Source organism: Fulvivirga marina (assembly GCF_016775155.1).
Lineage (GTDB): Bacteria > Bacteroidota > Bacteroidia > Cytophagales > Cyclobacteriaceae > Fulvivirga > Fulvivirga marina.
This window is the reverse complement of record NZ_JAEUGD010000014.1, coordinates 107991-125305: the sequence shown is the minus strand read 5'-3', so window position 1 is coordinate 125305 and position 17315 is coordinate 107991. Positions and strand designations below refer to the sequence as shown.

Genomic DNA, 17315 nt, shown 5'->3' with positions numbered 1-17315 from the left:
TTCCTCTGACTAAAAAGAAGGGACGCTATGAATTAGCATCCCTTTTCTTTTCTTCTTCCAGGCCTGATACACCCCCGGATACAACAAACTTCATAGCATTAGTCCCGTTCATATGTAGGGGCTTTACATTACTTTTCTTTACCAAAAAATGGTTGCCTGAGAAATTATATGAATGGGGCAGGTAAACCGACATATATCCTGGCAAATCTATTTCAGCTAAATCATTTCTGGTAACAAAACCCACTTTAAGCACAGACTTATCCTCTGTCATTGCAACCGTAACAGGCACATTAAACCTCTTTTGCTCTCCTACAAACGCTCCAATTAAGTCCTTAACAGATGTATAAATTATATTTACCAAAGGTATTTTAACAAGATACTTTTCAAGTTGATCAAAAAAAGGTCTGGTAATGAAAAACGATGCCAAATAACCTAAAAAAGTTATGTTCACAATAATTATAATAAGCCCCAAGCCTGGTATATTAACGGGTATTAGTCCATCGAGCCACTCCAGAGTTTGATATATAATATAAATGGTCAGCGCCAAAGGAACCACGAACAGCAATCCTCTAAAGAAATAGCTGATAAATCGATTAAAAGTAAACTTACTCATGGTTTGTATCCGTTTGCATAAAAAAAGGGTTTCCAACATGTAGAAACCCTTTTAACTATAATTATTGTCTTAATTATTCTTAAAGAGCAATACCGATAAAAGATTTAAAAGCAATACCCATTAATCCAGTGATCAACATAGTGATTCCTAAACCCTTTAATCCGGCAGGTACATTTGAGTACTTCAATTTCTCTCTGATAGCAGCCAGTGCAACGATAGCCAGCATCCAGCCAATACCCGACCCAAAACCAAACACTGTAGCCTCTGAGAGCTTATAGTCTCTTTGAATCATGAATAACGAAGACCCCAGAATGGCACAGTTCACAGCAATCAAAGGCAAGAATATCCCTAAAGAACCGTAAAGTGATGGAGAGAATTTTTCAATGATCATCTCTACCAACTGAACCATCGCGGCGATAATCGCGATAAACATGATAAATTGAAGAAACTCAAGGTTTACTTCTCCAAAACCGGCACCCAGCCACGTTAATGCTCCTTCCTTCAGTACATATTCCTGAAGTAACCAGTTTACAGGTACAGTAATAGTTAACACAAATATAACTGCAGCTCCAAGGCCCACCGCTGTAGACACTTTTTTAGAAACTGCAAGGAAAGAACACATGCCCAAGAAATAGGCAAAGATCATGTTCTCAATAAAGATTGATTTTATTCCTAAGCTTACTAATTCCATTTCTAAATATTTTTTAGTGTTCTACGTAACCTGTCTTAGATCTCTGTACCCAGATTAATATTCCTAATACCATAAATGCACCGATTGAGTCAACCATCAATCCGTTGGTAGGAAAATTACTAATACCTACAGCTTCGAATATCTTAAAGTCAAATATAGACCCGGAACCAAACAGTTCCCTAAAGAAAGCGACAGTTAAAATAATCCAGGCATATCCAAAGCCACTACCTAATCCATCAAGTACTGAATCGTAAGGCTTATTACCCATAGCAAATGCCTCAAGCCTACCCATTACTATACAGTTGGTAATGATCAAACCTACAAATGCACCCAATATCTTGTACATCTCATAGTTATACGCTTTAAGCACTTCACTAACCAAGGTCACCAGGGTCGCAATAACTGCTAGCTGTACAATGATCCTTACCCTATTAGGAATAAGGTTTCTAAGTAGTGAGATTATAAGATTGGAGAAAACAATTACAAAAACCACTGCGATTGACATAATCAGCGTAGGTTCCATTTTCACCGTTACCGCTAGTGCAGAACAAATACCAAGTACCTGCACAGTAATTGGGTTATCCTCATTCAGCGGATCTGATATTAATCTTTTACGTCTTTTAGACAGAAGGCCTTCAGCTGGTTTCTGAACGACTTCTTCATTCTTTTGCTCTAAAGTTTCAGTACTCATAATATTATAGTATCTGTTCTAAATGCCGATCGCCACTACTTAAAGCGCAGCTACTGAGCCAGATTTAACTTTCTTAAAATAAGATTGATAATAATTCAGGTAATTCTTCAGCATCACATTAACACCTTTACCTGTCAATGTAGCTCCTGACATTCCATCTACATGGTGTGAATCCAGCCCTGTATTTCCTTCTCCTTTCACCATAGTAACTGAAACAAGATTTCCCTGCTCATCATAAATCTCTTTCCCAACGTATCTACCTTGGATTTCAGGTGTTCCAATCCTGGCTCCCAAGCCTGGTGTTTCCTGTTTGTGGTCATACGCCACACCAACAATCGTGGTCAGCTCCTTGTTCAATGCCACATATCCCCAGATTTTATCCCATAGACCTGCTCCGTAAAGAGGCAATATATATGATTCAACTTTATCAGGATTCTCCGCACTCATATATTTAAATACGGGATAAAGTCTTTCTTCCGGATTTTTCTTATAGTTTTTCAGAATACTCACCTCCTCTGCTACAATTGGCTCTCCCTTCTCATTCTTTTCAACTATATCACCGTTGATATCAACTACTAAAGAAGATATTCTCTTATCGTACATTTCAAGTACTTCTTTAGGTTTCATTTTTTTCAGCTCTTTTCTGTCCATTACTGAAGACAGAATAGAGCTTTTGGTATCCAGCTCAATTGATCTCTTCTGGGCTGGCGCCAGACCTTGTGAAGCCAAGGACAGCAATCCTCCCACTATAACGGTCATAATTGCTGTAAATAATATAATATATCCGTTAGACTGTCGCACGTTGTAACCTCCTTTTCTTATTAGCTATTACTACATAGTGATCAATGAGTGGTGCAAATACGTTCATAAACAGTATTGCAAGCATAATTCCTTCTGGATATGCCGGGTTAAAGACCCTGATAACAACAGTCAGCATACCGATCATCAAACCATATATCCATTTTCCCGTTTCCGTTTGAGAAGCCGTAACAGGGTCTGTCGCCATGTAAACTGTACCAAAAGCCAAACCTCCAATTACAAGGTGATAATGAGCAGGCATAGCCATAAATTCATTCACGGCAAGACCATTGAGTAATAATCCCATACCAAAAGCACCGGCTACTACACTGATCATAACCTTCCAACTTCCTACACCTGTAAATATAAGTATGAATGCACCTATAAGACACATCAGGGCTGAAGTCTCTCCTATTGATCCTGGCATAAAGCCAAAGAACATATTAGAGAATTCATATATTCCATCGCTCCACCCGCTGCCATAAGCACTTAGAGATGCCACAACATTTTTACCGCTTTCAACGGTCTCTGCACCCAATGCTAAAGGAGTAGCTCCTGTAAAGCCTTGCACGGCTTTATTAGCTTCACCGATATAAGTCCAAACATCACCTGAAATCTGGCTTGGGTAAGCAAAGTACAAGAACGCCCTTGCAGTCAATGCCACGTTAAGAATATTCATACCTGTTCCTCCAAATGCTTCTTTGGCAATAATTACCGCAAAGATTGTAGCCAGTGCGACCTGCCAAAGTGGGATATCCGGAGGCATAACTAAAGGAATAAGCATACCAGTTACAAGGAACCCTTCATTGATAGGGTGTTGTCTAATCACTGAAAAGGCAAATTCGGTACCCAGTCCAACAGCATAAGAAACTACCAGAATAGGAACGACCTGAATTAAACCGACTAAAACCATATCTCCAAAGCCTGCCTCAGGTTGCCCTATAGCCATGAAATGCTGATATCCGACATTATATATACCAAATAACAAACAAGGGATCATTGCTATGATAACCGTCATCATCAAACGCTTCATATCCATTGCATCCCTAATCTGCACACCTTTCGAATTTGTAGTGTGGTTAGGAGCAAACAACAACGTATCATGAGCCTCATATATATAGTAAAACTTCTCCCACTTTCCGCCTTTTTCGAAGTGAGGTTTTACTTTATCAAGTGCTTCTCTTAAAAACTTCATTTTATCGCTCTTATATCTTTATGAATTAACTATATCGCATTAAGTTCAGGCCTTCACGAACTATATCCTGTACATCGTGCTTGGATACATCCACGAACTCACATAGTGCAAGGTCTTCCTCAATAATCTCATATATTCCCAATGCTTCCATATCATCAAAATCTTCTGCAAGAATAGCCTTGAGCAGATATGTTGGCAATACATCCATAGGTGTTACTTTCTCAAATACCCCTGTTTGTACAAATGCACGGGGCTCCCCTTTTACATTGGTATCCAATGCATACTCTTTTTTAGGGAACAAGAATGATAAAAGACCAAATGCCCTTTGGAAACTCAGCTTTTGAGTAGTAGGCTTGATCCATCCGAAAAGCTCATATTGATCTCCTTCAGGCAGTACAGTTAGCAAACTATCATGGAAACCTAAATGTCCATCTGCTGCTATTTTACTACCTGTTAAGGCATTACCTGAAACAAATCTCACATGATCGTTGGAAAGGTTACCTTCAACAAATCTCTTGATTGATGCTCCGGTAAAAGTTTTATAATACTGTGGGTTCTTAACCTCAGATCCGGCAACAGCGATAACCCTGGACGCGTCATATTTCCCCTCTAGGAAAAGCTTACCGATCTGAATAACGCCGTAAGGGTTTACAGTCCACACGACATCACCTTTATTAATAGGGTCAAGGTGATGAATCTGAACACCAACGTTACCCACAGGATGAGGACCTGAAAACTTATTCAGTTCTATATTCTTTGCGTGAGCAAACATTGGAGACACTTCAGCATCACCGTTCACGTTTACATGAACAGCCCCGGGGGTTAGCTTTTTCAATATATCAATACCAGCCTGAAAATACTGATCCTGACCTTTAAAGATCAGGCTGTAATCAGGAGCCAAAGGATGAGTATCGAAAGCAGAAATGAAAATAGCCTTAGGTGTTTCGGAAGGGTCCGCAATAACACCATACGGTCTCTGAACTAGATTAGGCCAAACACCGCTACCAAGCATTTGGTCAACAATGTTTTCCCTGGATAAACCATTGATATCTGATACGGTATACTTATCGAATGTTTCATATTCGATGCTTTTGTCAGCCAAAATGACTACTTCGAGGATCTTTCTTTTTTCACCTCTTCTGATTTCTACAATCTCACCGCTAACCGGTGCAACATGAAGAACCTTGTCATTTTTTTTGTCAAAAAGTATAGGGGTACCTGCTTTTACAGTGTCTCCCTCTTTCACTTTTAACTTCGGCCTTAAAATACCGTGAAAACTTGAAGGCTTATACGCGAAAGTTTCTGGTTGCTCAACTTCTACGATCTTCTTCTCAGCCTTGCCCGCCAGGTTGATATCAAACCCTTTTTTTAGCTTGATGAATTTAGACATGCGTTACTTTAAGATTCAAATCTTATCATTAAAATCGAGGCAAAATTAACAATTTTTCCTACAATTAAAATCTAAGACAATAATTTAAAACAAATAATTATTAAGGTGGTTATTCAGCATCTACTGATTCCCTTTTTTCGTTCAATATTTTACTTAAAGCCTGATTTATAACCTCATCTACTTGCTCTTCCAACGTAAGAAAAGTCGTGTCCAGTACGAGGGCATCATCCGCCTTTCGTAATGGGCTTTCCTCTCTTGTGCTATCAATATGATCACGCTTCTTTAAATTCTCAATAATTTCACTCAAATCCACCAACTGTCCACACTCAAGGAGTTCCTCCTGACGCCTTCCTGCACGCACATAAATATCCGCCTCCATAAAAACCTTTAGCTCGGCATCGGGAAAAACAACGGTACCTATATCGCGCCCATCCATAACTACACCCTTCTTCTTCCCCAACTTTCGCTGTTGAGCCACCATGGCATTTCTTACTTCCACTAAACAACTTACCTGACTAACATTCTCGGAAACATACATTTTCCGAATTTCTTGCTCCACATTAAGCCCGTTCAGGAATGTTTCGGACATGCCTGTTTTAGCACTTTTCTGAAAGGTAATATCTATATTTTCAAGAGCCTTTGTGATATCCTTTTTATTCGTCAGGCTCACATGGTTTCGGTGAAAATAAAGGGTTATTGCGCGATACATAGCGCCAGTATCTATATAAGTGTAGCCCAGAATATTGGCCACGGATTTGGCTGTTGTACTTTTCCCACAAGCAGAGTAACCGTCTATGGCTATAACAATTTTATTCATGTTCAATTAACAATCCTTCATCGGACATGGAATAGGTTTGCCCGGTTTTATTTTGCCGTTTCGTTTCTTTGATGAAGCACACCCTACAATCAACATCACACTAACCAACAATATCAATAGCTTTCGTAACTGCATTTATTAATTATTTTATCACAAAGATAAACCTTTAACGCTGAGATTGAAGGAAGAACAACATAAAGTGAGACAGACTATCAAATAATTTATGTTTGACTACAAATTGACTTTCTCATGAGCTTATTTATATTAAACAAACCTTATTAAAGCACTACATTACTCTATATCCTGCTGGTAAGACATTTGAAAACCTATTTTATATCCCCCCCCCAAAGCCTGGGACTTTTCATGCTTTTGATTTAATGTGATTGTTCTGATAGCGGGAAAGGGTGAAGTGATCAGGTCCGAATCAATGGCTTGAGAAATAACCATTTGGATAAAAACACTAATATCTATAGGTGTAATAGGTTGGGATGAAATATCCTCAAACATATAATTTAGCTGTCCATCACCCTCGATCAGGAAATGATTTTCACAATTCACAAAAAGCCTTGAGATAAGATATCCTGGGTCGTTTACTCTGTTATATTTTAGTGAATCTGCCATAAAATTATATACATTGATCTGGCCCAGGTATTTCCTCATTGGATCATCGGCTACATACTTACTTTTATTCAGACTGTGTTTCTTATCAAACATAATAATATTAGTGTGCATGAAGAAAATAAGCAAGTCTCCGGCAACTTTGACATGAAACTCATTATCGCTGATGTTCGTAACAGCCAATGTTACATCCTTATCCTTTTTCTTAATTTTTTTATTAATCTTATTGATCACATTATCGGCTTCAGTCATCAGGGCCTTAAACACCTCTTGTAAATTTCGATAGGTCTCTTGCTTAATACAAGCCTTGGTTTCTAACAGCTCTGCTATATGCTCCATGGGATTCTGATGATGTTTCATATAATATGGTGTTTATAAACTAACTTTCAATTTCTACGTAATTAACAATAAATAAACGAAATGGTATAATGGAAGATCAATCTCAAGGCAAAGCGGAACACTTGCTCAAAGACATAGGAAAGAAAATAGATGAGCTTATTGCAGACCTCAAGGTGGCAAAAGATCAAGCTAAAATTGATTATGCTGATAGAATCGAGGAGCTAAAAAGAAATGCAGAAACGTTAAAAGGTGAATTTAAAAGCTTCAAAGAAACTCATAAAGATAGTTGGGACGAAGCGGAAAAGAGCTTGGAAAAAGCTGGGCAAGAATTAAAAAATGCATTTGAGGCTATTTTTAAAAAGACAGGGAAGAAAGCTTAAGCACTCTCTTCCCGTGTCAGGCACACCTCAACACAAGTAGTATAAATTAGGCAACCGCTTCTTCAACGGATACTTCTGCCGATTTTACAGTTTTTATAATTCGGGCAGCAATTTTATAAGGATCTCCATTAGAAGCTGGACGCCTGTCTTCCAACCAGCCTTTCCATCCGTTTTCAACGGTACCGATCGGAATTCTAATAGAAGCTCCTCGGTCAGAGACCCCGTAGCTAAATTTATCAATGGACTGAGTTTCATGAGCTCCGGTTAAGCGTTGATCATTATCTGCACCGTACACTTCGATATGCTCTTTCACTCTTGGCCCAAATGATTCACAAACCATATCATAAACATCTTTAGAACCTGCATCACGCAATATGCTGTTAGAGAAGTTAGCATGCATACCAGAACCGTTCCAGTCTCCTTTCAATGGCTTCGGGTGCCAATTGATGGCCAAACCATATTTTTCTGCAGTTCTTTCCAGCAGGTACCTGGCTATCCATATTTGATCACCAGCAGAAGCAGCTCCTTTAGAAAAGATCTGAAACTCCCACTGACCAGTTGCTACCTCAGCATTAATACCTTCGACATTGATCCCAGCTTCTAAACATAAATCCAAGTGCTCTTCCACGATCTCCCTTCCATAAGCATTTTCGGCACCTACGGAACAATAGTAAGGACCTTGCGGACGAGGAAATCCACCAGTAGGAAATCCCAGGGGCAGACCTGTGTCAGGGTTCCATAGGAAATATTCCTGCTCGAACCCAAACCAGAAGTCATTATCATCGTCATCAATCAAAGCTCGTCCATTACTAATATGCGGGGTTTTATCAGGATTAAGTACTTCTGTCATAACCAGGTAAGCATTCTTTCTTCCTGGATCAGAAAAAATGGCAACGGGCTTGAGCAAACAGTCTGATGAATTTCCTTCAGCCTGCTGTGTAGAGCTACCATCAAATGACCACATAGGACATGCTTCAAGGGTACCATCAAAATCAGAAACTATTTTTGTTTTACTTCTTAAGCACTGAGTGGGCTTATAACCATCCAGCCATACATACTCGAGTTTAGTTTTTGCCATAGTTTTAAAACGTTATTAATTATTACCAATTAGTTATATTCAATTCATCATTAATCACTCTTTCCCTTATACTCTGCCCCGCTCCATCTATATAGGCCTGCAGCTGTTTTTCAATCTTTTTAAAGAGCGACATCCTATGTTTAAAATTCTCTTCTTCAACTTGCTCCGCTTTATCATCCGACATCACAAGCTTGCTGTACCGATCTCTTTCCAATGGAGTGAACCACGGATCATGTATAGTAAGCCTGAATTTTTCATCCTTCACATCTACCCGTACATCAAAGGTCACCTCACCTACTGGCTTTTTGAGATTTCCCAATATCTGACTGTAAATCCGTAGCTTATCATGTGATATAAAAAGGGTTGCGGAATCCTTGTCGGATAAAGCTGCCTGATCTTTAAAGTAGGCTGCAATCCCTGCGTAAATAGCCGTCTGATTATGTCCTTTACAGGCTACAATCTTTTCATAAAAAGCTGGGGATTCCGAAAGAGCCGGAGCCCCCAACAACTCAACAGGTAGTAATAAAATATTAAGGATTAATATGTGAATCAGCACCCTCACTAGTCATATTAAAAGGTATAAACAGCAGCCATAAGAAATGATGCCAAGCTCCCGCTTGGATCCAAGTCCCTATTCAAAAATGAATCTTCAGAAGAGGCGTCAAACCTTAGTTCAGGGATAATAGTTAAATTACCGACGCGTGCATTTGCAGAAAGTGTGACATCAAGAACACTACCATCACCATCGGGATCAAGGGCAATCACCTCCAGACCGTTGTTATATACTTTGAAGTACTCTACTCTGGTTCCAATAGCGAATGTCTCTGAAGTAGTAAGCTGCAAGTAAGCTGCTGCGCCATAAAAGCCTGCACCATCACCGTCTACGTCAACCACATCAGTTCCGCTATAAAGTTCACCCACACTTGTAGTATTATAGGTTGCATTGAATCCCATGAAGAAGGCATCAGACACATCAACCCCGGTTGTAATGTCTGCCTGAAAAGTACTACCCGCAGAATAATCATCAGGAGAAGCACTATCTTCATCAAGTTTCCCATCCTGATCGCCGTATAGAAAATTTAAGAAGGTGCTTCCAAACAAAGCTACCTGAAGTCCAGCGGTATAGGTTCCTACTGGATTAAATTCTGTCAGATCTGTTGGGTTCATTACCGACGCCATCAAGGTTAGATCATCTGACAGTTTAAGATCAGCCTTTAAGCCGGTATGCGAAAAAGGCCCGTAGGAAAACATGTATGAAGTAGAGTAGTTAAAGTTGGCAGAGGGAGAAATTACTTCATACCCTAAAAATGTATTGAAGTTACCCAGCGTAAATGTTAAAGCGTCATTTACATTCCAGTAAGCATAAAGCTGGTTAATAATTTGTGAGCTTCCTCTTTCGGAATTGTAATACGGCGAAGCAAAAACTGCATCTTCTCCCCTGGGACCAAACACAAGATCGGCAACAAAACCTCCCTTTTCGGCCTGATACGAGCCGATAAAATTCACCATCCCTAGACTGAAGCCAGGTAAATTACCAAAGGAAGTACCTGGTGCCTGATAATCGTCCCCTCTGTTCTTTGCATTAAGGTTAGCCCTATAATAAACATCGACGGAACCTGACAGTGAAAATTCGCCACTTTTTTCTTCCTCATCCTGCCCGAAAACCACAGGTGAAACTGCAAAATAAAGTAACATAGTAAATAGTGTAAATGACTTTTTCATCTTACTTTTGGATTAGGTTAATAATTGCGTTAACTAATAGAAGCCCGTTAATTCTGAGAGAAAGGTGAGATCTTCTTTCAGGAGGGCTTCTTATTTTATACTGACCTATTCATCGTATACAATGGTGTAGCCACGTATACCGTGTTCATGACTATCAAGGCCTTCTATTTCGTGCTGCTCTGAAACCCGAATACCAAAAAGTTTCTTTAACACAAAAAATATTATAAATGCTGAAGCAAAAGCTGTTGCTCCACATACTGCAACACCATAAAGCTGTGGCAGGAAAGGCATGGCCTTACCATCGGCTGATACTCCAAAAATACCAACAGCCAATGTTCCCCATACACCACAAACCAAGTGAACGGATACTGCCCCTACGCAGTCATCAAGCTTTAGTCTATCAAGGGTAATTGCCGAAAGCACTACCAGTATCCCTGCCACAAAACCTACTACCAGCGCCCAACCCGGACTGATTACATCCGCACCAGCAGTTATTCCTACTAAACCTGCAAGCAGGCCGTTAAGAACCATGCCGAAATCCAGTCTTTTGAAAACAAAGTACCCTGCCACAAGCCCTCCTATAGCACCTGTACACGCCCCTAGACTGGTGGTAACTAATACAAAAGATACTTTACCTGGATCTGCCGAGAGCACTGATCCTCCATTAAAGCCGAACCAGCCTAACCACAAAAGAAATACTCCAATAGTGGCTAGAGGCACACTGGAACCCGGCTTATCAATTACTTTACCATCCACATATTTACCTATACGAGGCCCTAAAAGCATAATACCAGCTAAAGCTCCCCATCCGCCAACAGCATGTACAAGAGTAGAACCAGCGAAATCATAAAAACCAGCAGCATCAAGTGCTCCTCCACCCCATTTCCAACTTCCTACAATAGGATAAACAATACCTACGAACAATAGGGTGAAGGTGATATAAGAAGATATTTTAATACGTTCTGCAACCGCTCCAGACACTATAGTTGCTGCAGTTGCCGCAAACATGGCCTGAAAAAGAAAGTCGGTCCAATAGGTATAACCTCCACTGGCATATTCAGCCGAATTACCATTTGTAGGAAGATCGAGCATAAAACCTCCGAAAGCGAACCACCCAGGGGTCTCAAAGCCAGGGTACATCAGGTTAAACCCTACAATGTAGTATGTTAGAATACCTATAACAGGAGTTAGTGTATTTTTAAAGAGTATATTGACTGTATTCTTGGATTGACTAAACCCAGCCTCTACACCAGCAAAACCTAAGTGCATAATAAATACAAGGGCCGTAGCCATCATCATCCAGATATTGTTGGCCGTAAACAGGCCTTCTGCGACAAGACTAAGATCAATACTGTCTGCGCTAGCAGTGGTTTCCAGAGTACTTTCTCTGACCACCAAAGGTAATTCGCTCAAAAAGAACTTCTCCATAATAACAGGTTTGTTTTTAAATGACTTGCAATCAAAAGTTTGAATCGTAAAGCCAAATGAAAAACAATTTATCGATATTATAAAGCTAGTTGGATTATTTTTTTAACCTTATTTTAAATTTTAAGCATAAAAAGTAGGTATACAGGGTATTTTTTAACCTTAGTGCAAACGTTTTTGTTGCATATAATTCAAATACATGGTACTTTTTAAACCATAATTTGAAAAATGACTTAATTACGACAATATTTTTTGACAACTATGGAAATTTTCAGTCACATCCAGACACATATTAAAAAAGTCATACAAAAACACTATTAGAGTAAATACAAAATCGAACAATAAAAAAGACCGCCAAACCTGGCAGCCTTTAATCCGATTGTATTTATAAGGGATTTGATATCAGACAGCAATCCTTGCTTTCACAAAGTAAAATACTCTCCGTTAAAGTTCACCTGCACAAAGTCCCACAATTCAGCCGCCTCTGTTTCGACATTCTACTTGGCTACGATTTAATCCAGAATATTAGCACGCTCATGAGGAGACGAACTTCATCCATAATCACAAGGACTATAAACAGAAAAGCCGTTATGATCAAATCATAACGGCTTTAAATGTATTGTTAATTACCTTACTTATCCAATAGCTACTCTTTTAAACTCTGCAACTGTCAATCCTTTTGACACACTATCAAGATAGCCTGCAACTGTCAGTGAACTATCTTTAACAAATTGCTGGTTCAACAAAGTGTTATCCTTGTAGAATTTCTGAAGTTTACCTTGAGCGATTTTCTCTACAATGTTTTCAGGCTTACCTTCAGCCAATGCCTGCTCTTTACCGATCTCCAATTCTTTTTCAACTATTGTAGCATCAACACCTTCTTTATCAACCGCTACAGGGTTCATCGCTGCAATCTGCATACCTACGTCTTTTCCAGCTTCCTGTACATCTGCACCGTTAACTCCTTTAAGAGACACCAACACTCCTAATTTACTACCTGCGTGAATGTAAGGCACTACAGCTTCGCCATTTACTCTCACATATTCGCTAATCTCTATTTTCTCACCGATCTTACCTACAAGTTCAGTGATCTTTTCCTCTACAGTATGATCTCCGAGTTTCTCACTTTTAAGCGCTGCGATATCTGCAGGTTGCTTATCAAAAGCAATATCAAGGATAGCATTTCCAAGGTTAAGGAACTCCTCATTTTTACCAACAAAGTCAGTCTCACAATTCAAGGCGATAAGGATTCCCTCAGTACCATCATTGTTTGTTCTTACAAAAACAGATCCTTCAGTCACATCCCTATCGGCTCTTGAAGCTGATACTTTCTGTCCTTTCTTTCTTAGAAGGTCTATTGCTTTGTCAAAATCGCCATCAGCTTCGGTAAGTGCCTTTTTGCAATCCATCATTCCGGCACCGGTCATTTGCCTAAGCTTATTTACGTCTTTTGCTGTAATAGCCATAGTTACTTAATATTTAATATTCTTAAATTGATTTGTCTTTAATAAAAAATTGAACATCAGTTTATCGCCAATGTTCAATTTTTTTGAATTATCTATCGGTATAATTTATTTATTTTATTCTACAGATTCCTTGTCCGCTGATTTTTTAGCTTCTTCTTCTTTCTGTAGGTTCGCCTCTTCTTTATCCTTCTTTCTTTCCATCAAACCTTCTTCGATAGTTTTTCCAACTTGCTTAGTGATAAGCGAGATAGATTTAAACGCATCGTCGTTTGCCGGAATTGGGAAGTCTACCCCAGTGGGATCAGAGTTAGTATCCACCATAGCAAATACAGGGATATTCAACTTTTGAGCTTCTTTTACAGCAATGTGCTCTCTTTTAACATCTATCACAAAAAGAGCTGCAGGAAGTCTGTTAAGATCAGCAATACCACCAAGAACTCTTTCAAGCTTCTCTTTTTCACGGGTAATCATCAATCTTTCTCTTTTTGCAAGGTTAAGATAAGCCTCATCCTTCATCAGCTTATCAATTGAAGACATTTTCTTCAATGACTTCCTGATAGTAGCAAAGTTGGTAAGCATACCACCTAACCATCTATCAGTAACGTAAGGCATGTTCAATCTTTTAGCTTCTTCAGTCACTACATCCTGTGCCTGTTTTTTAGTAGCTACGAACAAAACCTTTCTTCCTGATCTTACGATGTTCTTAAGTGCATATGATGCTTTGTCGAGGCACTCAAGGGTTTTATTTAAGTCAATAATGTGGATACCATTTTTCTCCATGAAGATATATGGAGCCATTTTGGGATCCCACTTTCTCGTTAAGTGTCCGAAGTGAACACCAGCATCAAGTAAGTCTTTATATTCTAATTTATCAGCCATTAATTAATTTGTTTTCTTTTTTATATTCCGTCAACAGTAAATATTAACGCTTACTGAACTGGAACTTTCTTCTCGCTTTTCTTCTTCCGTATTTCTTTCTTTCAACCATTCTTGGGTCCCTGGTAAGAAAGCCTTCCTTCTTAAGAGGAGATCTGTTCTCAGCATCTACTTCGCATAAAGCTCTTGATAATGCCAATCGTATAGCTTCTGCTTGTCCTGCAGGACCGCCACCATCAACATTTACCTTAATATCGAAGTTACCATCCTGACCAACTGTATTTAAAGGCTGGCGAACGATGGTCTGCAAAATACCGGCAGGAAAGTAATCCTCTACGCTCTTGTTATTCACAGTGATCTCACCTTTACCAGAAGTCATATAAATTCTGGCTACTGAGGTCTTTCTTCTTCCTATTGAACTAATTACTTCCATTGATTATAGTTTAATTTCTTTAGGTTTTTGAGCTTCATGCGGATGCTCAGCACCCTCATAAACGTATAAATTTTTAAACAAGGATCTTCCCAGTCTTGTTTTAGGAAGCATACCTCTTACGGCTCTTTCTACAAGGATTGTAGATGATTTTTTGGCCATAACTTCTTTAGGAGTAGCAGATCTCTGACCACCAGGGTATCCGGTGTGGGAAACGTAAACTTTATCAGTCCACTTTTTTCCTGTCAGCTTTATTTTATCTGCATTGATAACGATAACATTATCTCCACAATCAACATTCGGAGTGAAATCAGGTTTGTGCTTACCTCTGATAACTCTCGCAACTTCACTGGCTAACCGGCCTAAAACTTTTGAATCAGCATCAACGATGATCCAATTTTTGTTTACTGTTGCCTTGTTAGCCGAAACTGTCTTATAACTTAAAGTATCCACGCTGTAAAAGCTTTATATTTTTGACAATAGATAATTCCTCCCTCAAAAAGGGACACAAAGATAGATGTATATATTTTTAAATGCAACAGGAGCCTTAAAATATTTAAATCACCTGTTTTTCCACATCAAATGGCTTCATCAACTATTCTTTTCCAGCTGCTCTGTAAGTACACGGAAGTCTTTAGGATATGGAGCCTCAATAGTCAGTTCTTCATGATTAAGAAGTTTGAAAGTAAGACTATGGGCATGCAGGGCCAACCTTTTAATTAGAGGTTGCTCCTCTGTCCATTTTTTAAGATTATACTTTCTTTTAATAGAGGACAAATAAAGGGATTTGCCTCCATACATCTCATCTCCTGTTATGGGCGCTCCTATACTGCTAAGGTGTACTCTAATCTGATGCATCCGTCCGGTAACTGGCATACATTCTATTAAGGTATGGGCAGAGTATGCTTTCAATGTATTGAAAATAGTCTTTGCCTCTTTCCCTTTATGATCAATCCTTACAGTCCCGTTGCCTAGCTTTAAAATTGACCTGTCTACTTCCTTATTATTAAAATCGTGTATACCATCAGACACTGCATGATATATTTTCCTTACCTCTCTGTTTTCAAACTGAATGGACATATGTCGATAAGCATCAGGATTCTTAGCGATTACCAATGCCCCGGTGGTTTCCTTATCTAACCTGTGACACACCTGAGCACCTTCATGATATGCCCTTGCCATTACCAAAATGTTCACACTATCATTTCTATCAGCAAGCGTAGAGATAAAGGCAGGTTTATTAATAACTATATAGTTATCGTCTTCCCTAATGATTAAATCCTCAAACTTCATTTTTGCCATGACGCAAAGGTAATGTTTTTTCTGATTTCTAGTTACTGGTGGATTGAGAGGCGCATAATTTGATTTTGCAGGTTACCAACTGGTTTGTGATTTCTTTTTTACCGTTCATTGAATACCGAATACCGATTACGACTCACCTGATTACTCCAAACCGACCGCAAAAAAAGAAAGTCATCGGATGCTTCACCACCCGATGACTCTTTGTTCAACCTAACCTATTTATTACCTATGGGAGCCAGGCGTATCCATGCCTGTTTTTCCATATGAAATACTTTTCGAGAAACACCTTTCCAAGGTCATTGAAGATGTTGGGCAACAACACTGCAAATTGTCGTGGTTTGAAAAGATGGTTGGCAATAAGGTATATTTCCTTGTGGCCGGCATCCATTACACATAGCGCTGGTATCCTGCCCCACTCTTTGCTCACCAGTTTTGTTTTTCCTTTAATTAGGTTTGCAATGTTACCTGCAACAATTTTACCTGTTACATCACTGGGATACCCCGTTTTAGGCACACCAAAAGGTGTATTTACAATTTCGAAAGGAGGGGCCACTTTAACTGCCAGCCCAGCAGCAAACACATTTTTATATTTTAGATGTTGATAAGTACCAGACACTTCAACAAACCCTTTTGCATCTACCAATTTCGGGCTAGCCTTCATTACGTCAGCTCCTTCAAAAGGCGGCATCAGCATTGCCATTTTATATGGTAACACCTCGCCTGTCTTTAAGGTGATTTTATTATCCTCTATTTTTTCAATACTTGCATCGGTGATCCATTCAATATTATAGAGCTTCATAAACATCTTCAGCATCTTTTCACCTCCGGGCATACCATCTATTCCAAAGTTTCCAAGATATGGCTCCGGAGTGATCCAGTAAAGTTTTACCTGCTTCCTCACTCCTCTTCGTCTGAGCTCTTTGTCCATATTAAAGAGGTATTCATAGGCCGCCCCCATACAGCTGGCTCCCTGAGTAGCACCAACCACTACAGGGCCGGGGTCTTTAACGAGATTTTCAAAAGCCTCCCTGGTCTTCATAGCAAGTTTAGGGATTACAATATTCTGGATTTTGTTGTCTTCAGGCTTCAAACCATCTACCACATCAAAATTCATTTTCACACCAGTGGCTACTACAAGGTATTCGTAAGTCAATGTTTCGCCTTCAGGCAGATAGACAGTGTTTATATCCGGATCAACCCTTTCTGCAGGTGCTTCAATAAATTCTATATTATTCTTTCTGAATATTTCTCTAAGGTCAAACCTAATATCCTCGATTTTCCTACGTCCAAAGGGCACCCATATTAAAGAAGGCACATATAGAAAGTCATGACTTGGAGATACTACGATTACCTTATACTCTTTTCTTTTACCTTTAAGTCTTTTTACCAGTTGCATTGCTGCAGTAAATCCGGCAAAATTGCTTCCGAGAATGACAATATTTTTCATAGTTCTGCAGGTTGCTGCGTTTAATTCAAACTTTGAT

At 39.2% G+C, this 17315-nt stretch carries 19 protein-coding genes; 1 reads left to right on the top strand and 18 read right to left on the bottom strand.

Annotation, left to right across the window (positions count from 1 at the left end; translation table 11 throughout):
* Positions 1–25: 25 nt before the first annotated feature.
* The 8 genes from JMN32_RS04170 to JMN32_RS04135 form a co-directional block, all read right to left on the bottom strand.
* A complete protein-coding gene (locus JMN32_RS04170) occupies positions 26–613 on the bottom strand; it encodes a DUF502 domain-containing protein (RefSeq protein ID WP_202855031.1) in 588 nt (195 codons plus the stop codon).
* Positions 614–692: 79 nt separating this feature from the next.
* Positions 693–1304 carry an NADH:ubiquinone reductase (Na(+)-transporting) subunit E gene (gene nqrE, locus JMN32_RS04165; protein WP_202855030.1) on the bottom strand — a complete coding sequence of 204 codons (612 nt, stop codon included), beginning with the start codon at positions 1302–1304 and terminating at the stop codon, positions 693–695.
* Positions 1305–1317: 13 nt separating this feature from the next.
* Entirely contained in the window at positions 1318–1995 is a 678-nt protein-coding gene (locus JMN32_RS04160; RefSeq protein WP_202855029.1) for an NADH:ubiquinone reductase (Na(+)-transporting) subunit D, read from the bottom strand.
* A 39-nt stretch (positions 1996–2034) separates the two neighbouring features.
* The gene (gene nqrC / locus JMN32_RS04155; RefSeq protein ID WP_238354345.1) at positions 2035–2754 is read right to left on the bottom strand and encodes an NADH:ubiquinone reductase (Na(+)-transporting) subunit C; all 720 of its coding nucleotides are present in this window, start codon (positions 2752–2754) and stop codon (positions 2035–2037) included.
* A gap of 28 nt (positions 2755–2782) precedes the next feature.
* Complete coding sequence (locus JMN32_RS04150; protein ID WP_202855027.1) at positions 2783–3988, bottom strand: NADH:ubiquinone reductase (Na(+)-transporting) subunit B; 1206 nt, start codon at positions 3986–3988, stop codon at positions 2783–2785.
* Positions 3989–4013: 25 nt separating this feature from the next.
* Positions 4014–5378 carry a Na(+)-translocating NADH-quinone reductase subunit A gene (locus tag JMN32_RS04145; protein WP_202855026.1) on the bottom strand — a complete coding sequence of 455 codons (1365 nt, stop codon included), beginning with the start codon at positions 5376–5378 and terminating at the stop codon, positions 4014–4016.
* 109 nt (positions 5379–5487) lie between these two features.
* Positions 5488–6195 (bottom strand): (d)CMP kinase, encoded by a 708-nt coding sequence (cmk, locus tag JMN32_RS04140; protein ID WP_202855025.1) that lies wholly within the window; start codon positions 6193–6195, stop codon positions 5488–5490.
* Between the two features lie 291 nt (positions 6196–6486).
* The gene (locus JMN32_RS04135; RefSeq protein ID WP_202855024.1) at positions 6487–7173 is read right to left on the bottom strand and encodes a hypothetical protein; all 687 of its coding nucleotides are present in this window, start codon (positions 7171–7173) and stop codon (positions 6487–6489) included.
* Between the two features lie 68 nt (positions 7174–7241).
* Here JMN32_RS04135 and JMN32_RS04130 point away from each other — a divergent pair, with 68 nt between their 5' ends.
* Positions 7242–7532, top strand: coding sequence for a sll1863 family stress response protein (locus tag JMN32_RS04130; protein WP_202855023.1), 291 nt, complete (start codon positions 7242–7244; stop codon positions 7530–7532).
* A gap of 46 nt (positions 7533–7578) precedes the next feature.
* Here the strand turns inward: JMN32_RS04130 and JMN32_RS04125 are convergent, their stop codons facing one another.
* From JMN32_RS04125 to JMN32_RS04080, 10 genes are all read right to left on the bottom strand, one after another.
* Positions 7579–8610 carry a glutamine synthetase beta-grasp domain-containing protein gene (locus tag JMN32_RS04125; RefSeq protein WP_202855022.1) on the bottom strand — a complete coding sequence of 344 codons (1032 nt, stop codon included), beginning with the start codon at positions 8608–8610 and terminating at the stop codon, positions 7579–7581.
* Between the two features lie 22 nt (positions 8611–8632).
* Positions 8633–9166 carry a DUF4468 domain-containing protein gene (locus tag JMN32_RS04120; RefSeq protein ID WP_202855021.1) on the bottom strand — a complete coding sequence of 178 codons (534 nt, stop codon included), beginning with the start codon at positions 9164–9166 and terminating at the stop codon, positions 8633–8635.
* Between the two features lie 14 nt (positions 9167–9180).
* Entirely contained in the window at positions 9181–10332 is a 1152-nt protein-coding gene (locus JMN32_RS04115) for an outer membrane beta-barrel protein (RefSeq protein WP_202855020.1), read from the bottom strand.
* 105 nt (positions 10333–10437) lie between these two features.
* The gene (locus JMN32_RS04110; RefSeq protein WP_202855019.1) at positions 10438–11760 is read right to left on the bottom strand and encodes an ammonium transporter; all 1323 of its coding nucleotides are present in this window, start codon (positions 11758–11760) and stop codon (positions 10438–10440) included.
* Positions 11761–12392: 632 nt separating this feature from the next.
* Positions 12393–13223 carry a translation elongation factor Ts gene (gene tsf / locus JMN32_RS04105; protein ID WP_202855018.1) on the bottom strand — a complete coding sequence of 277 codons (831 nt, stop codon included), beginning with the start codon at positions 13221–13223 and terminating at the stop codon, positions 12393–12395.
* A 114-nt stretch (positions 13224–13337) separates the two neighbouring features.
* Complete coding sequence (gene rpsB / locus JMN32_RS04100; protein ID WP_202855017.1) at positions 13338–14102, bottom strand: 30S ribosomal protein S2; 765 nt, start codon at positions 14100–14102, stop codon at positions 13338–13340.
* 43 nt (positions 14103–14145) lie between these two features.
* The gene (gene rpsI, locus JMN32_RS04095) at positions 14146–14532 is read right to left on the bottom strand and encodes a 30S ribosomal protein S9 (protein WP_202855016.1); all 387 of its coding nucleotides are present in this window, start codon (positions 14530–14532) and stop codon (positions 14146–14148) included.
* Between the two features lie 3 nt (positions 14533–14535).
* Positions 14536–14982, bottom strand: a complete 447-nt coding sequence (gene rplM / locus JMN32_RS04090) for a 50S ribosomal protein L13 (protein WP_202855015.1) — start codon at positions 14980–14982, stop codon at positions 14536–14538.
* Positions 14983–15120: 138 nt separating this feature from the next.
* Entirely contained in the window at positions 15121–15831 is a 711-nt protein-coding gene (locus JMN32_RS04085) for an RluA family pseudouridine synthase (protein ID WP_202855014.1), read from the bottom strand.
* Between the two features lie 226 nt (positions 15832–16057).
* Complete coding sequence (locus tag JMN32_RS04080; protein WP_202855013.1) at positions 16058–17278, bottom strand: NAD(P)/FAD-dependent oxidoreductase; 1221 nt, start codon at positions 17276–17278, stop codon at positions 16058–16060.
* Positions 17279–17315: the final 37 nt, after the last annotated feature.

What these genes read in the sequence shown, in the direction of transcription:
- JMN32_RS04170 (WP_202855031.1), bottom strand. Translation starts at nt 613, where the DNA reads ATGAGTAAGTTTACTTTTAATCGATTTATCAGCTATTTCTTTAGAGGA.
- nqrE (WP_202855030.1), bottom strand. Translation starts at nt 1,304, where the DNA reads ATGGAATTAGTAAGCTTAGGAATAAAATCAATCTTTATTGAGAACATG.
- JMN32_RS04160 (WP_202855029.1), bottom strand. Translation starts at nt 1,995, where the DNA reads ATGAGTACTGAAACTTTAGAGCAAAAGAATGAAGAAGTCGTTCAGAAA.
- nqrC (WP_238354345.1), bottom strand. Translation starts at nt 2,754, where the DNA reads ATGACCGTTATAGTGGGAGGATTGCTGTCCTTGGCTTCACAAGGTCTG.
- JMN32_RS04150 (WP_202855027.1), bottom strand. Translation starts at nt 3,988, where the DNA reads ATGAAGTTTTTAAGAGAAGCACTTGATAAAGTAAAACCTCACTTCGAA.
- JMN32_RS04145 (WP_202855026.1), bottom strand. Translation starts at nt 5,378, where the DNA reads ATGTCTAAATTCATCAAGCTAAAAAAAGGGTTTGATATCAACCTGGCG.
- cmk (WP_202855025.1), bottom strand. Translation starts at nt 6,195, where the DNA reads ATGAATAAAATTGTTATAGCCATAGACGGTTACTCTGCTTGTGGGAAA.
- JMN32_RS04135 (WP_202855024.1), bottom strand. Translation starts at nt 7,173, where the DNA reads ATGAAACATCATCAGAATCCCATGGAGCATATAGCAGAGCTGTTAGAA.
- JMN32_RS04130 (WP_202855023.1), top strand. Translation starts at nt 7,242, where the DNA reads ATGGAAGATCAATCTCAAGGCAAAGCGGAACACTTGCTCAAAGACATA.
- JMN32_RS04125 (WP_202855022.1), bottom strand. Translation starts at nt 8,610, where the DNA reads ATGGCAAAAACTAAACTCGAGTATGTATGGCTGGATGGTTATAAGCCC.
- JMN32_RS04115 (WP_202855020.1), bottom strand. Translation starts at nt 10,332, where the DNA reads ATGAAAAAGTCATTTACACTATTTACTATGTTACTTTATTTTGCAGTT.
- JMN32_RS04110 (WP_202855019.1), bottom strand. Translation starts at nt 11,760, where the DNA reads ATGGAGAAGTTCTTTTTGAGCGAATTACCTTTGGTGGTCAGAGAAAGT.
- tsf (WP_202855018.1), bottom strand. Translation starts at nt 13,223, where the DNA reads ATGGCTATTACAGCAAAAGACGTAAATAAGCTTAGGCAAATGACCGGT.
- rpsB (WP_202855017.1), bottom strand. Translation starts at nt 14,102, where the DNA reads ATGGCTGATAAATTAGAATATAAAGACTTACTTGATGCTGGTGTTCAC.
- rpsI (WP_202855016.1), bottom strand. Translation starts at nt 14,532, where the DNA reads ATGGAAGTAATTAGTTCAATAGGAAGAAGAAAGACCTCAGTAGCCAGA.
- JMN32_RS04085 (WP_202855014.1), bottom strand. Translation starts at nt 15,831, where the DNA reads ATGGCAAAAATGAAGTTTGAGGATTTAATCATTAGGGAAGACGATAAC.
- JMN32_RS04080 (WP_202855013.1), bottom strand. Translation starts at nt 17,278, where the DNA reads ATGAAAAATATTGTCATTCTCGGAAGCAATTTTGCCGGATTTACTGCA.